Source organism: Aeromicrobium sp. Sec7.5 (assembly GCF_036867135.1).
Classification (GTDB): Bacteria; Actinomycetota; Actinomycetes; order Propionibacteriales; family Nocardioidaceae; genus Aeromicrobium.
This window is the reverse complement of record NZ_JBAJIJ010000001.1, coordinates 2370921-2386111: the sequence shown is the minus strand read 5'-3', so window position 1 is coordinate 2386111 and position 15191 is coordinate 2370921. Positions and strand designations below refer to the sequence as shown.

Sequence of the window (15191 nt, the reverse complement as noted above, 5' to 3'; positions counted from 1 at the left end):
TCTCCGCTGGTCACGAACCAGCCACCGGGAGAGCCCCGGCGACCGCTCCGCCCTCCTCGGGCGTGATCGGTGGCCGGGGCTCTCCCAGCTTCACGAGTACGACTCCGGCCAGGACGCCGGCCCCGCCGAGCAGCTGCACGGCCGACGGGACCTGGTTGAGCAGCAGGGCGGCGAACGCGAGTGCCGCGAGCACCTCGGTCAGGGCGATGAACGAGGCGAGACGCGACCCCAGTCGTCGCGCCGCGGCGACGCCGGTCAGGTACGAGACGGCTCCGGCGAGCACGCCGAGCGCCACCACCGGGGCCCACCACGGCACCGTGGCGACGGCGAACGTCACGTCGCTCGTGCTGGCGGCCCACGGGAGGATCCCGACGAGGCAGGCGAGCCCGAGGCCGGTGCCCGCCACGACGAGCCCGCCGCCCACGAGGGCGAGGGGCGGGAGCCCGGAGCTGTCGTCGGCCGAGAGCAGGAAGTACGAGGCGGCCCCGACCATCGCGCCGAGCGCCCACAGCACGCCGACCGGGTCGAGGCTGCCGCCCGAGAGCAGGTCGAGGACCAGCACGAGACCCAGGGCCGCGACGGCGGCACCGGCCAGCGTGAGGGCCCCCGGACGCTCCCCGCGTCGCAGCCACAGCCACAGGACGACCGCGACGGGCGCGGTGTACTCGATCAGCAGCGCCATGCCGACGTCCATGCGGGCGACGGCCTGGAAGTAGCAGAGCTGGGCGCCGGCGACGGCGCCCACGCCGTAGCCCGTGACGAGTCGCGCGTTCTGCAGGAGGGTGCGCCACCGGCCTCGCAGGCTCAGGGCCACCGGCACGACGAGCACGGCCGCCGCGACCAGGATGCGCAGCGTGACGGCGGCCCCGGGCGACCAGCCGGACTCGATCAACCCGCGAGCCAGGGCGCCCGACGTGCCGAACGCGGTCGCGCTCACGAGGGCGAGCAGCAGGCCGGCGCCGAAACGGCTCGGCGCGTCCGCCACGGCGGCATCATGGGTCATGGTGGTCATGGGTCATGACGCTACGGGCGAGTGTCGTAAGGTGTCAACATGGTGTTCGCCCATGACGTCGAGCAGGTCCTCGTCGCGGCCGTCTGGCTGGCCAACAGCGCCCTGGAGCCCGACACCCTCGCGACGGTCGAGGAGCTCGACGCGTTCGCGACCGAGCACCGCTACACCGGCTCGCGAGGCCACGACCGTCGTGAGCTCGACGAGGTGCGTGCGCTGAGGCCCCGTCTGCGGGAGGTCCTGCTGGCGTCCCGCGACGAGGCCGTCGACCTCGTCAACGAGATGCTGCGCGAGGGCAACGCGCTCCCTCAGCTCGTGCGACACGACACCTTCGACTGGCACGTGCACGCGGTGGCCCAGGAGCGACCGTTCGCCGAGCGGATCCTCGTCGAGACCGCCATGGCGATGATCGACGTGATCCGCGCCGACGAGATGTTGCGGTTGTCGCGCTGCGACGACCCCGAGTGCGACGGGGTCGTGGTCGACCTCTCGCGCAACCGCTCGCGCCGGTTCTGCAGCACGGCGTGCGGCAACCGGGTCGCTGCGGCGGCATACCGGGCACGCCAGCGCGATGGCCTCGACGCCGGCTGAGCGCGGCTCCTCGGCCGATCACCCGAAGCACCCCTACGGTGGCCTCATGGACGTCGAGCGCAGCTTCGTGGTGGACCGCCCGGTCGAGGAGGTCTTCGACTTCCTCGCGGACTTCGAGAACACCGAGTCGTGGGACCCGGGAACCGTCGAGACGACGCGGCTCTCCGGTGACGGGGGGCTCGGGACCCGCTACCGCAACGTCTCGACCTTCATGGGCCGCAGCGTCGAGCTCGAGTACGAGACGATCGCGCACGATCGGCCCACGCACTTCGTGTGCCGCGGCGTGAACGGCAAGACCGTCGCCACGGACCACCTGAGCTTCACGCGCGACGGCGAGCGGACCATGATCCACTACCGCGCGGTGTTCGACTTCCCGCGCTCGTGGGGCTGGATCGCGGGGATTGCCTTGCGCCGTCCGGTCGAGAAGCTCGCCGACGAGACGATCGAGCAGATCCAGCGCGCCCTGGCCTGACTCCCGCGGCGGTCAGCGCCCGGTCGGTGTGGGGTGAAACGTCGGGGGCGCAAGATGTTTCGCTTGGTTAATGAACTAGGCTCACGACATGCCCGCCACTGCTCAGGAGATCGCGATCGCCGTGGCCCGGCTGAACCGTCGGCTGCGTCAGGAGCGACACTCCGAGCTCACGCCGACGCAGCTCTCGGTGCTCGGCGCGATGACGGTCGCCGGACCCGTGACCCCGGGTGCCCTCGCGGCCCGCGAGAAGGTCAGTCCGCCCTCCATCACCCGCACGCTCGGGGGACTCGTCGAGCTCGGTCTGGTCGACAAGTCCGCTCATCCCGATGACGGTCGCCAGGTCGTGGTCAGCGTGTCCGACCTCGGCACGAAGGTGCTCGCCGAGGAGCGCGAGCGGCGTGACGCGTGGCTGTACCTGCGCCTGCAGGAGATGGACGCCCACGACCGCGAGGTCCTGGCGGAGGCAGCGCAGATCCTGACGCGCCTGGCCGAGTCGTGAGTCGGACGCACACCGCGTCGACCGCGCCCAGGACGGGGACGTTCGCCTCGCTGGAGGTCCGGAACTACCGCATCTACGCGACCGGCGGGCTGCTCTCGAACGTGGGCACCTGGCTGCAGAGCACCGCGCAGGCCTGGCTCGTGCTCGAGCTCACCGGCAGTGGCGCCGCGCTGGGCCTGACGATCGCCCTGCAGCTCCTGCCGTCGCTCCTGCTGTCGCCGGTCGCCGGCGTGCTGGCCGACCGGGTGCCGAAGCGCACCCTGCTGCGGTGGCTCCAGGTCGGCATGGCGCTGCCCTCGGCGTTGCTCGGCGCGCTGGCCATCGCCGGCGTGGTGCAGGTCTGGCAGGTCTACGTCCTCACGACCCTGTTCGGGGCGGCCCGGGCCCTCGAGGCCCCGGCACGGCAGTCGTTCGTGGCGGAGATGGTCGGACAGGAGCACCTCAGCAACGCGGTGTCGTTGAACTCGGCCTCGTTCAACTCCGGCCGGCTCGTCGGACCGGCCCTCGCGGGCGTCCTGATCGCCGCTCTCGGCTCAGGCGTCTTCGCGACCGGCTGGGTCATCCTGGCGAACGCGCTGAGCTACGGGTTCGTGCTGCTGGCCCTGCAGCTCATGGACCCCTCGACCCTGCACCCCGCGCCGCTGACGGGTGATCGCCGTGGCGCCGTGCGGGCCGGCGTCCGCTACGTGCGGTCCCGGCCCGACCTCGTGCTGCTCTTCGCGTGCGTCTTCTTCATGGGCTCGTTCGGGATGAACTTCGCGGTGACCACGGCGCTCATGGCGACCGAGGAGTTCGGCAAGGGGGCGGGGGAGTTCGGGCTGCTGGGGTCGATCATGGCCACCGGCTCGCTCGCCGGCGCACTGCTGGCCGCCCGCCGGGAGTCGCCGCGGCTGCGGTTCATCGTCGGGGCGGCGCTCGCGTTCTCCGCGGTGCAGATGCTCTCGGCGGTCATGCCCACGTACGTCACCTACGCCGCGGTGCTGCCGCTCGTGGGGCTGTCGGTGCTGACGGCGGTCACCACGGCCAACGCCCTGATCCAGATGTCGACCGACCCGGCGATGCGTGGTCGCGTCGCCTCGCTCTACCTCATGGTGTTCCTCGGCAGCGTGCCGCTCGGAGCCCCGCTGATCGGCTGGCTGGGTGAGGCCTTCGGCGCCCGCTGGGCGCTCGCCGCGAGCGGTCTCGGGGTGGGGATCGGGGTCACCCTCTCGGCGGTCTGGTTCATGCGGCAGGACGCCCCCATCCGGGACGCCCTGGCCCGCCGCCGTCGTCGTCGGAACCGCCGCCCGGTCCCCACGCCGCACGAGCCGCTGGACCTCGCCTGACGTTCCGCTCGCGAGAGACTTTGTTGGTGGTCACGAGAGACTTTGTTGGTCCACAGCGCCACCGAAGTCGCTCCTGCGCCCACCCGAGCTCCCTCGCGAGCGTCCCGGTCGGCGGGTGAGGGACGCGCGCAACCGGGTCGCGCGCGTATCCTGACCCGATGGCCTCCCTCGACGTCGTGACCCGCGTGGTCGACGAGATCACCCCCGATCTCATCGAGCTGCGACGCGACGTCCACGCCCACCCCGAGCTGTCGTGGGAGGAGGAGCGCACGACCGACCTCGTCGCGCGGTGGATGGACAAGCACGGCATCTCCTACGACCTGCTGCCCGGCACCGGGCTCGTGGCCGAGGTCGGCCGCGAGGAGGGCCCGATCGTCGCGCTGCGGGGCGACCTCGACGCCCTTCCGATCCCCGACACGACCCAGGACACCTGGCGGTCGCTGGTGCCGAACGTGGCCCACGCGTGCGGCCACGACGTGCACGTCTCGTCGCTCGTCGGTGCCGCGATCTCCCTGGCCGAGGCGCATCGCGTCGCCCCGCTGCCGGTCCGCGTGCGCTTCATCTTCCAGCCCGCCGAGGAGGTCATGCCCGGCGGCGCGCTGCGGCTCCTGTCCCAGGGCGTGCTCAAGGGGGTCTCGCGGATCTTCGCGCTGCACTGCGACCCCTCGCTCGACGTCGGCCAGGTCGGCCTGCGCGAAGGACCCATCACGGGCGCGTCCGACCGCATCCAGGTCACGCTGAGCGGGCGCGGCGGCCACACCTCGCGTCCCCACCTCACCGAGGACCTCACGTACGCGCTGGGCAGCCTCGTGACGCAGCTCCCCGCGGTGCTCTCGCGGCGGTTCGACCCCCGGGCCGGGGTCTCGATGGTGTGGGGCCAAATCTCGGCGGGGCAGGCCGCCAACGTCATCCCCGCCACGGGTGAGCTCGCGGGCACCCTCCGCATGCTCGACGCCAACGCCTGGCACCAGGCCGAGCACCTCGTGCGCGGCCTGATCGCCGACATCATCGAGCCCTTCGGCGTCAGCGCCGACGTGCTCTACGTGCGCGGCGTGCCGCCCGTCGTCAACGACTTCGAGGCGACCCAGGCCATGCGCCGCGCCGTCACCGACGTCATCGGGCCGAGTGGCGTCGCCACGACCTCGCAGAGCCTCGGCGGCGAGGACTTCGCCTGGTACGTCGAGGCCGTTCCGGGCGCCATGGGCCGCCTCGGCACCCGCACGCCCGACGGCCCCACGTACGACCTGCACCAGGGCAACCTGCGCGTCGACGAGCGCGCCATCGCCATCGGGGCACGGGTGCTCGCCGCCGCTGCGCTCAGCTGAGGCCGCTGGCCCCGACCCCGCCGGCTGAGGTGTGAGGAGCCCTGGCGACGAGCCTCGAAGCCACGGTCGGTTCAGTACCCCCTTTCGAGGCTCCTCGTTCCTCGTCGCACCTCAAGGGGCGGCTACGCGCTCGCCGCCCGTGGATCCACGGGTCGAGCCGGCCCGACGGGCCCCGGTGACAAAACGGTTACGGCTTCCCACTTCGCTTCCGGGCGGGCCCGCACCGACCTAGAGTCTGGCGCAGGCCGGCAGAAGGTCGAGCCGAAGATCTGAGGAGGAACAGTGCGCCGACTCTCGACGTACGGCGTCGCCCTGGCGACGTGCGGTCTGATCCTGACCGCGTGCGGAACCGCAGCCGACGACAACGACAACGACTCCGACGCCGCTGCGGAGGAGTGCGAGACCGTCCAGATCGAGGGTGACCCGCAGGTCGGCCTGGCGTACGACGTCGGCGGACGCGGCGACCAGTCCTTCAACGACTCGGCCTACGCCGGCCTGACCCAGGCCGTCGCCGAGTTCGGCATCACCGAGGTCACCGAGGGTGAGGCGGGGCAGGACGAGTCCGAGGACATCCGCGAGGAGCGCCTGCGCACGTTCGCCGACAGCGGCCACAACGTCATCGTCGGCGTGGGCTTCGCCTACAGCGAGGCCGTCGACACGGTCGCACCCGACTACCCGAACGTCGCCTTCGCCGTCATCGACGGCTTCGACCCGACCGAGGACGACGTCAACTGCAACGTGGCGTACCTGGGCTTCGCCGAGAACGAGGGCTCGTACCTGGTCGGCGCCGCAGCTGCCCTGCAGTCGCAGACCGGCACGATCGGCTTCGTCGGCGGTGTCAACAACACCCTGATCCAGAAGTTCGAGGCGGGCTACGCCGCAGGTGCCGAGGCGGTCAACCCCGACATCGAGATCCTCACGACCTACATCGAGGAGTCCGATCCTGCGGGCTTCGGTGATCCGGCCGGTGGACAGGCCGCAGCCGAGGGCCAGTACGGCGACGGTGCCGACATCGTGTTCCACGCCGCCGGCTTCTCGGGCACGGGCGTGTTCGACGCGGCCGTCGCGGCCAACAAGCTCGCGATCGGTGTCGACTCCGACCAGTTCCTGACCGCGGGTCCGGAGCAGGCGCAGCGCATCATCACCTCGATGCTCAAGCGGGTCGACACGGCCACGTTCGGCTTCATCGAGTCGGTCGTCGACGGTGAGCCGGACCAGGGCTTCACGACGTTCACCCTGGCTGACGAGGGTGTCGGCTACTCGACCTCGGGCGGCTTCCTGACCCCCGAGACGATCGCGGCCCTCGAGGACTACAAGGCGCAGATCATCGCCGGTGACATCGAGGTCCCGACCGAGCCGTAAGTCGGTCGTCGACCGATCATGAGTGATGGGTCCGGGGACGCCCCGGACCCATCACTCATGTGTTCCATCCAGACCTGGGAGAGGATGATCGCGTGATGACCATCGACGTCGAGGCTCGCGGGATCGGCAAACGATTCCCCGGGGTCGTGGCGAACCACGACGTGTCCCTGCGCATCCGCCCCGCCCGCGTTCACGCACTGATCGGCGAGAACGGCGCAGGCAAGTCCACGCTGATGAAGATCCTCTACGGCGTGCAGCCCCCCGACGACGGAGAGATCGTCGTCGACGGATCGCCGGTCTCCTTCACCTCGCCGACCGATGCGATCGCGGCCGGCATCGGCATGGTGTTCCAGCACTTCATGCTGGCCGACAACCTCACGGTCGCCGAGAACATCGTCCTGGGCGCCGAGAAGCTGCACGGCATCGGCGAGGGCGCCAAGGGTGAGATCCGGGCGATCTCCGAGCGCTTCGGGTTCGGTCTCGATCCGGACACCCTCGTCGAGAAGCTCGGGGTGGCCGACCGCCAGCGCGTCGAGATCCTCAAGGTCCTGTACCGCGGCGCCCGCCTGATCATCCTCGACGAGCCCACGGCCGTGCTGGTGCCGCAGGAGGTCGACGCGCTGTTCGCGAACCTCCGCGAGCTCGTGACCCAGGGCTGCTCGGTCCTGTTCATCTCCCACAAGCTCGACGAGGTCCGCCAGATCGCCGACGACATCACAGTCATGCGCCGTGGCACGACGGTCGGCACCGCGGACCCGCAGACCGCGACGAAGCGTGAGCTCGCCGAGCTCATGGTCGGTGCGGAGCTGGCGTCGCCCGCGCCCTCGGCGTCCACCGTGACCGACCGTCCCGTGCTCCGCCTCGACGCGGTCTCGGTCGCCGACGACACCGGGCGCGAGCTGCTGCACGACATCTCGCTCACGGTCCACGCCGGCGAGGTCGTCGGTATCGCGGGCGTCGAGGGCAACGGCCAGTCCGAGCTCGTCGAGGTCGTGATGGGCATGGTGCGTGCACGCGCCGGCTCGATCCACCTGGGCGACGACGACATCACGCGGCTGAGCACCCGCGCCGTGCGTGGCCTCGGCGTCGGCTTCGTGCCGGAGGACCGCCACCGTCACGGCCTGGTGCTCGACTACCCGCTCTGGGAGAACCGCGTCCTGGGGCACCAGACGTCCGCGCCGGCGGTCAGGCGAGGCCTCGTCAGCCGCAAGGGTGCGCGGGCCGACGCCCAGCGCATCATCGACGAGTTCGACGTCCGCACCCCGGGTGTCGACACGTCCGCCCGGGCGCTGTCCGGCGGCAACCAGCAGAAGTTCATCGTGGGCCGTGAGATGAGCGGTGACCCGCGGCTGCTGGTCGCCTCCCACCCGACCCGCGGTGTCGACGTCGGCGCCCAGGCCGCGATCTGGGACCACATCCGTGCTGCCCGACGAGAGGGGCTCGGCGTGCTCCTGGTCTCCGCCGACCTCGACGAGCTGATCGGCCTGTCCGACCGGCTCGAGGTCATCCTGCGGGGTCGCCTGACGGCCCGCTTCGATCCGTCCTCGGTCACCGCGAGCGACCTCGGCCAAGCCATGACCGGAGGGAACGCAGCATGAGGCGCCTCCAGCTCCGACGCGTCCTCGACTCGGTCGTCGCGGGCCTGCTCCCGCCCCTCGTGGCGGTGCTCGCCGCGATGCTGGCGACGAGCGTCCTGATCGCCGCCTTCGGAGGCTCGCCCGGCGACTTCCTGCAGGTGATCTTCTCGGTGCCGAACGATCGCGTCCTGCTCACGATCATCAACCAGTCGGCGATGCTCTCGATCTCGGGCATCGCGGCCGCGATCGGGTTCCGGATGGGCCTGTTCAACATCGGCGTCGAGGGCCAGTACATCGTCGGCTCCTGCGCCGGGGCGTTCTTCGCCGGCAGCGGCCTCGTGGCCGGCCCGCTCAACATCCTGGCGACCCTCGTCGTGGCTGCGGCCGCGGGTGCGGCCTTCGCCTCGATCGCCGGCCTGCTCAAGGTGTTCCGCGGCGTCAGCGAGGTGATCAGCGCGATCATGCTCAACTACATCGCGCTGACGATGGCCGGCTATCTCGTCACGAACTACGGCCAGGCCAGCGGCTACACCTTCACGACCGAGCGTCTGCCCCTCGACGCGCAGCCGCTCGGCTTCAAGATCTTCGCCGACGCCCCGGGTGACGTGTGGGCGCTGTCGAGCCTCGCCCTGATCCTGGGCATCGGGTACTGGTTCCTCATCGCGCGCACCCGGTTCGGTTTCGAGCTGCGGGTCACCGGCGAGTCGGCCACCGCGGCGCTCGCCGGCGGCGTGAACGTCAAGCGGATGACGCTGATCACGATGGCGTTGTCGGGAGCCGTCGCGGGCCTGGTCTGGATGCCGGCCTACTTCGGCTCGGTCCACACCTTCGGCACGCCCGAGAACTTCCAGGCCGGCCTCGGCTTCCTCGGCCTCGCGGTCGCGCTGCTGGGTCGCAACCGGACCCTCGGCATCTTCTTCGCCGCCGCGCTGTTCGCCTTCCTGTCCGGGCAGTCGAACAACCTGCAGTCCGCGGGCATCGCGAAGGACGTCATCGACATCACCCAGGGCATCACGGTGCTCGCGGTCGTGGTGGCGTACGAGGTCGTCGGCCGCCGCCGTGCCACGACCGAGGCCGAGCGGGTCTCCCGACAGCTCGAGGCCGAGCGGGCGGAGGTCACGTCATGAGCACGCAGCAGTCGTTCAGCGCCGAGGTCGCCCGGGCGCGCACCTTCCGGTACACGTGGTGGCTCGCCGCCCTCGCGGTCATCGTCGTCATCTCGACGGTGCGGCTCTACACCGGCGCCGACCGCATCACGGCCCCCGGCACGCTCCGCGCGGCCATCATCGGCGCGTGCCCCATCCTGCTCGCGGGCCTCGGCGGCCTGTGGGCCGAGCGCGCCGGCATCGTCAACATCGGCCTGGAGGGCCAGATGCTGCTCGGCACGTGGGGCGCAGCCTTCTTCGCGTACCACTACGGTCCGCTCGCGGGCGTCCTCGGTGCCGCGTTCATGGGCCTGATCGGGGGCCTGCTGCACGCGATCGCCACGGTGTCGTTCGGCGTCGACCACATCATCTCGGGCGTCGCGATCAACATCGTGGGGCTCGGCGCGATCGGCTTCCTCGCGAAGACGACGTTCGACGACCTCGAGGGGGGAGGTCCCCGCAACCTCTCGGGCTACTCGACGCCCCCGGAGTTCACGGTGCCCCTCGTCGCTGACGGGGCGCGCTCGCTCGCCGACCGGAACTGGTTCGTCGTCTCCGACATCGCCGGGGCCATCGCGGGCGTCACGACCCGCCTCTCGCTGCTCACCGTGCTGACGTTCGTCCTCGTCGGGGTGACCGCGTGGGTGCTGTGGCGCACGGCGTTCGGCCTGCGCCTGCGCTCGTGCGGGGAGAACCCCCAGGCGGCGGAGACCCTCGGTATCAACGTGTACCGCTACAAGTACGTCGCCGTGCTCATCTCGGGCGCCTTCGCCGGTCTCGGCGGCGCCTACCTGGCGATGGTCGCCTCGTCGTCGTTCACGGTCGGCCAGACCGGGGGCCGCGGCTACATCGGCCTGGCCGCCATGATCTTCGGCAACTGGCGTCCCAGCGGCGTGCTGACCGGATCGCTGATGTTCGGCTACACCGACGGCATCTCGCTGCTTTCCAACAGCGGTGTGCTCGTGCACGCCTTGCTGCTGCTCGTGGCGATCGGTCTGGCCGCCTTCGCGGTGCTCAAGCTGCGGGCCGCGGAGAAGATCACGGCAGCGGTCATGGCGGGCCTCTCCCTCGGCGCGTTCCTCTGGTACTTCAGCTCCGACTCGGTCAACACGTCCTTCACGGGCATGACGCCGTACGTCGTGACGCTGTTCGTGCTCGCGGTGTTCTCGCAACGGCTCCGCATGCCTGCGGCCGACGGGCAGCAGTACAGGCGCGGAGGGGCGGGCTAGTGGCGCCGGCGATGTCGCTGGGCATCAAGGGCGCCGACGACCCCATCGACTGGGCCTCGCTCACGCGCTACGCCACGGAGGTCATGGGCCGCGCCTACGCGCCCTACTCGAACTACAAGGTCGGCGTGGCCGGTCTCGTCGACGACGGTCGGGTCGTGCTCGGCTGCAACGTCGAGAACGCGGCCTACGGGGTCGCCCTGTGCGCCGAGTGCGGCATGGTCTCGGCCCTGCACGCCACGGGTGGCGGACGCCTGATCGCGGTGGCCTGCGTGGATGCGCAGGGCCGACCGCTCATGCCGTGCGGGCGCTGCCGCCAGCTCCTGTGGGAGAACGGCGGTCCGGACCTGCAGCTGCAGACCGCCTCCGGCATCCGGACCATGCGCGAGGTGCTGCCGGACGCGTTCGACGCGACCGACCTGGCGGCGACTGGGGGAGCCCCGGCCGACGACGACCCTGCTGCTGCGGACGACGCTGATGCGGAAGACGGGCCGGCGTGACCACGAGTCACCTCGACCTGACCGATCCCGCGTTCGTCGCCGACCCGTACCCCGCGTTGGCCGAGCTGCGGGCCACCGGCGACCTGCTGTGGCACGAGCCGTCGGGCCGGTGGCTCGCCACGACCCATGCCGCCGTGACCCGCGTGCTGCGGGACCGGTCGTTCGGCCGGCTCTGGACCGACCACGAGCCGGCCGACGTCATGGAGCCGTTCAACACGCTGCACCGCAACCAGCTGATGGAGAACGAGCCGCCCGAGCACACCCGGATGCGCCGTCTGCTCCAGGGCGCGTTCGGCCGGGGCCACGTCGAGCGCCTGCGTCCGGGCATCGAGTCGCTCGCGAGCGAGATGGTGGCCCGGCTCGTGCCCGGCAGCGACCTCCTGGCCGACTTCGCCGAGCCCTTCCCGGTGTTCGTGATCGCCGACCTCCTGGGCTTCCCGCGGGTCGACCACGTGCTGCTGCGCGACTGGTCGCAGGCGATCGTGCACATGTACGAGTCGGACGTCGACCAGGCCACCCGCGCCGCGGCCGTGCGGGCGAGCACCGACTTCGCCGCGTACGTGCGCGACATCGTCGAGCACCGCCGCTCGCACCCGGGCGACGATCTCGTGACCGACCTCATCGCGGCCCGCGACGCGGGCGACGCCAAGCTCTCCGACGACGAGCTGGTCGCCACCGTGGTGCTGCTGCTCAACGCCGGTCACGAGGCATCGGTCAACACCTTCGGCAACGGACTCGTGGCGCTCCTCGGGCATCCCGAGCAGGAGCGCCGCGTGCGGTCCGGCGAGGTCGACGTCGCCACGGCGCTCGAGGAGCTCATCCGCTTCGACGCCCCGCTCCAGCTGTTCGAGCGCACGGCCACCGCCGACGTCGAGGTCATGGGCACCCCGGTGCGCGCGGGCCAGGTCGTGGCCTGCCTGATGGGGTCGGCGAACCGCGACGCGGGGGCCTTCGACGACGCCGACGGCTTCGACGTCGCCCGTGACCCCAATCCGCACGTCGGCTTCGGCATGGGCCTGCACTTCTGCCTCGGGGCGCCGCTGGCGCGCCTCGAGCTGCAGATCAGCCTCCGGACCCTGCTCGACCGCTTCGGCGAGATCGAGGTGACGGCAGCGCCGCGACGACCGACGTGGGTCCTGCGCGGCTACGAGAGCCTCGTGTGCGACCTGTCCGTGACGGGCTGACGGTGGCCACCCCGTACCACCGGCTCGCCCGGGAGCACCCCGACCACGAGTGGTGGAAGCTGCCGGTCGCCGGGTTGATCGGCACGATGGGCTACGTCATCGTCTCGTCCGTCCTGGGCGTCGGGCTGGTGGTCGTGCTCCTGGTCACCGCGCGGGACGACCCCGGCACCTTCGACCGCTGGCTCGACGAGCTCGTCGCGGGGACGACCTCCTCGCCGTGGGTGCTAGCCGTCATGCTCGCCTCCATCGCCCTGCTGCTGCCGGCGGTGCTCCTGAGCGTGCTCGCCACGGGTCCACGGCCCGTGGGCTACCTGTCGTCGGTGCAGGGGCGACTGCGCTGGGGCTGGCTGGCGCGGGTGACCGCCGTGGCGTTCGCCCTCTACGGGGCCGTGATCGTCGGCAGCCTCGCGCTCGGTCTCGGCGGCGACGTGACCGGGCCGAGCCTGGACGACCAGGCCCTGCTCTACGTCCTGATCGCGCTGCTGCTCGTGCCGTTCCAGGCCACGGCGGAGGAGTACGTCTTCCGGGGGTACCTCTTCCAGCTGGTCGGCTCGTGGACCCGGTTCGCGATCATTCCGGTCCTCGTCAGCACGCCGCTCTTCGTGGCCGGCCACCTGTACGAGTTCTGGGGACTGGTCGACGTCACGATCTTCGCGCTCATGGCGTCCTACCTGGTGATCCGCACGGGCGGGCTGGAGGCGGCGATCGCCGCGCACGTGGCCAACAACCTCGTGCTGTTCACGCTGGAGGGGTTCAACGTCCTTCTCGTCACGACCGAGGAGTACGGCCCCGTCGACGTGCTCCCGACCCTGCTGACCTCGGTGGTCTTCGTGCTGCTCGTGGAGCTCATGGCACGCGCCGAGGGTCTGCAGCGCACGCGAGCCCCGCTGCCGCCGAAGCCACCGCCACCGCCACCGATGTGGGGGCCGCCCTGGCCCTACCCGTACCTGCCCCAGCCGTACGGCTATCCGGTGCAGCCGTACGGCTATCCGGTGCAGCCGTACGGCCATCCGGCCCAGCCGTACGGCTATCCGCCGCAGGCTCCGTACCCGTACCCCCACCCGCCGCAGGATCCCTTCGGCGCAGCGCCCGCGCTCCCGCCCGTGCCCCCTCCACCCCCAGGAGCCACTCATGACTGAACCGTTCGACGCCGTCGAGATCATCGCCGCGAAGCGGGACCAGCATCGACTGAGCCATGCGCAGATCGACTGGGTCGTGGATGCGTTCACGCGGGGCGTCGTGGCGCCCGAGCAGATGTCGGCGCTCGCGATGGCGATCCTCCTGAACGGCATGGACCGCGACGAGATCAGCCGCTGGACGGCGGCGATGATCGCCTCGGGGGAGCGGATGGACTTCTCCACGCTCAGCCGCCCGACGTCCGACAAGCACTCCACGGGCGGGGTCGGCGACAAGATCACCCTGCCGCTGGCCCCCCTCGTCGCGGCGTGCGGCGTCGCTGTGCCCCAGCTCTCCGGTCGAGGTCTGGGCCACACGGGCGGCACGCTCGACAAGCTCGAGGCGATCCCGGGCTGGCGGGCCGACCTGTCGAACGCCGAGATCATGGCGCAGCTCGAGGACGTCGGCGCGGTGGTCTGCGCGGCGGGGGCCGGGCTGGCGCCCGCGGACAAGAAGCTCTACGCCCTGCGCGACGTGACCGGCACGGTCGAGGCGATCCCGCTCATCGCGAGCTCGATCATGAGCAAGAAGATCGCCGAAGGCACCGGATCGCTCGTGCTCGACGTCAAGGTCGGCTCGGGGGCCTTCATGAAGCGGCACGAGCAGGCGCGGGAGCTGGCCGAGACCATGGTGGCGCTCGGCACCGATGCCGGGGTCACGACCGTCGCCCTGCTCACCGACATGTCGACGCCGCTGGGCCTCACGGCGGGCAACGCGGTCGAGATCGCGGAGTCGGTCGAGGTGCTGGCCGGTGGTGGTCCGCGCGACGTCGTCGACCTGACGATCGCGCTGGCCCGCGAGATGGTCGCCGGCGCGGGCCGCCCCGACGTCGACCCGGCCGAGGCCCTGGCCGACGGCCGGGCGATGGACGTCTGGCGGCGCATGATCGCGGCCCAGGGCGGCGACCCCGACGCCCCGTTGCCCACGCCGAAGGAGACGCAGGTCGTCACGGCACCGTCCGACGGGGTGCTGACCCGCCTCGACGCGCTCGCCGTCGGTGTGGCCGCCTGGCGTCTCGGCGCTGGCCGGTCACGCCCGGGCGAGCAGGTCCAGGCCGCCGCCGGAGTCGTCCTGCACGCCAAGCCGGGCGACGTCGTGCGGGCGGGGCAGCCGCTCCTGGAGCTGCACACCGACACCCCGGAGCGGTTTGCCCGGGCCGAGGCCGCCCTGGAGGGCGCGTTCGAGATCGGCTCGGACGCACCTGACCTGCCGGCCTCGGTCGTGCTGGACCGGGTCGACTGAGCGTCGACCCGCGCGCCGAGTGGGTGTGACCTCTGCCGCACGGCGACTCGGTTAGGGTCGAGGGTCCATGCAGTGACACCTGGGAAGTGACGGATGAAGGTCTTCAACGACGCGGCCGAGATCGCCGCGGCGGCAGGTACCACGCTCGGCTCGAGCGAGTGGCTCACGATCACGCAGGACCGGATCGACCTGTTCGCCGACGCGACGGGTGACCGCCAGTGGATCCACGTCGATCCCGAGCGCGCCCAGGAGGGTCCGTTCGGCACCACGATCGCCCACGGCTACCTCACGCTCTCCCTGCTGCCGTTCCTCGGCGCCCAGGTGTTCGCCTTCGCGGGCAACCTGGCGCGGGTCAACTACGGCCTCAACAAGGTGCGCTTCGTCAACCCGGTCCGCGTCGGGTCGAAGGTGCGCAACACGGTCGAGCTCATGTCGGTCGAGGACGTCGAGAAGGGCCAGCGCGCGACCCTGCGTCACACGGTCGAGATCCGCGGCGAGGACCGTCCGGCGTGCGTCGCCGAGACCGTCTCGCTCTTCATGGAGGGTGGAGCACTGTGA

15 protein-coding genes are annotated in these 15191 nt (G+C 71.3%); 14 read left to right on the top strand and 1 reads right to left on the bottom strand.

The window, feature by feature from the left end; all coding sequences use genetic code 11:
- Nucleotides 1–10: 10 nt before the first annotated feature.
- The gene (locus V6S66_RS11985; protein WP_334206970.1) at nt 11–1012 is read right to left on the bottom strand and encodes an EamA family transporter; all 1002 of its coding nucleotides are present in this window, start codon (nt 1010–1012) and stop codon (nt 11–13) included.
- 39 nt (nt 1013–1051) lie between these two features.
- Between V6S66_RS11985 and V6S66_RS11980 the strand changes: the two genes are divergently transcribed.
- From V6S66_RS11980 to V6S66_RS11915, 14 genes are all read left to right on the top strand, one after another.
- Nucleotides 1052–1600: a CGNR zinc finger domain-containing protein gene (locus tag V6S66_RS11980; protein WP_334206969.1), complete on the top strand. Its 549-nt coding sequence runs from the start codon at nt 1052–1054 to the stop codon at nt 1598–1600.
- A gap of 46 nt (nt 1601–1646) precedes the next feature.
- Nucleotides 1647–2072, top strand: coding sequence for an SRPBCC family protein (locus tag V6S66_RS11975; protein ID WP_334206968.1), 426 nt, complete (start codon nt 1647–1649; stop codon nt 2070–2072).
- A gap of 88 nt (nt 2073–2160) precedes the next feature.
- Nucleotides 2161–2571 (top strand): MarR family winged helix-turn-helix transcriptional regulator, encoded by a 411-nt coding sequence (locus tag V6S66_RS11970; protein ID WP_334206967.1) that lies wholly within the window; start codon nt 2161–2163, stop codon nt 2569–2571.
- Complete coding sequence (locus V6S66_RS11965; protein ID WP_334206966.1) at nt 2568–3896, top strand: MFS transporter; 1329 nt, start codon at nt 2568–2570, stop codon at nt 3894–3896. The genes V6S66_RS11970 and V6S66_RS11965 overlap by 4 nt, the downstream gene beginning before the upstream one ends.
- A 158-nt stretch (nt 3897–4054) precedes the next feature.
- Nucleotides 4055–5221 (top strand): amidohydrolase, encoded by a 1167-nt coding sequence (locus V6S66_RS11960; RefSeq protein WP_334206965.1) that lies wholly within the window; start codon nt 4055–4057, stop codon nt 5219–5221.
- A gap of 282 nt (nt 5222–5503) precedes the next feature.
- The gene (locus V6S66_RS11955) at nt 5504–6583 is read left to right on the top strand and encodes a BMP family lipoprotein (RefSeq protein ID WP_334206964.1); all 1080 of its coding nucleotides are present in this window, start codon (nt 5504–5506) and stop codon (nt 6581–6583) included.
- Between the two features lie 95 nt (nt 6584–6678).
- Entirely contained in the window at nt 6679–8181 is a 1503-nt protein-coding gene (locus tag V6S66_RS11950; RefSeq protein ID WP_334207261.1) for an ABC transporter ATP-binding protein, read from the top strand.
- Complete coding sequence (locus tag V6S66_RS11945; protein ID WP_334206963.1) at nt 8178–9287, top strand: ABC transporter permease; 1110 nt, start codon at nt 8178–8180, stop codon at nt 9285–9287. The genes V6S66_RS11950 and V6S66_RS11945 overlap by 4 nt, the downstream gene beginning before the upstream one ends.
- Nucleotides 9284–10534 carry an ABC transporter permease gene (locus V6S66_RS11940; RefSeq protein WP_334206962.1) on the top strand — a complete coding sequence of 417 codons (1251 nt, stop codon included), beginning with the start codon at nt 9284–9286 and terminating at the stop codon, nt 10532–10534. The genes V6S66_RS11945 and V6S66_RS11940 overlap by 4 nt, the downstream gene beginning before the upstream one ends.
- A gap of 11 nt (nt 10535–10545) precedes the next feature.
- Entirely contained in the window at nt 10546–11031 is a 486-nt protein-coding gene (locus V6S66_RS11935) for a cytidine deaminase (protein ID WP_334206961.1), read from the top strand.
- Nucleotides 11028–12215: a cytochrome P450 gene (locus V6S66_RS11930; RefSeq protein ID WP_334206960.1), complete on the top strand. Its 1188-nt coding sequence runs from the start codon at nt 11028–11030 to the stop codon at nt 12213–12215. The genes V6S66_RS11935 and V6S66_RS11930 overlap by 4 nt, the downstream gene beginning before the upstream one ends.
- Before the next feature lie 2 nt (nt 12216–12217).
- Nucleotides 12218–13354: a CPBP family intramembrane glutamic endopeptidase gene (locus V6S66_RS11925; protein WP_334206959.1), complete on the top strand. Its 1137-nt coding sequence runs from the start codon at nt 12218–12220 to the stop codon at nt 13352–13354.
- A complete protein-coding gene (locus V6S66_RS11920; RefSeq protein ID WP_334206958.1) occupies nt 13347–14633 on the top strand; it encodes a thymidine phosphorylase in 1287 nt (428 codons plus the stop codon). The genes V6S66_RS11925 and V6S66_RS11920 overlap by 8 nt, the downstream gene beginning before the upstream one ends.
- 93 nt (nt 14634–14726) lie before the next feature.
- Nucleotides 14727–15191 carry a MaoC family dehydratase gene (locus tag V6S66_RS11915; RefSeq protein ID WP_334206957.1) on the top strand — a complete coding sequence of 155 codons (465 nt, stop codon included), beginning with the start codon at nt 14727–14729 and terminating at the stop codon, nt 15189–15191.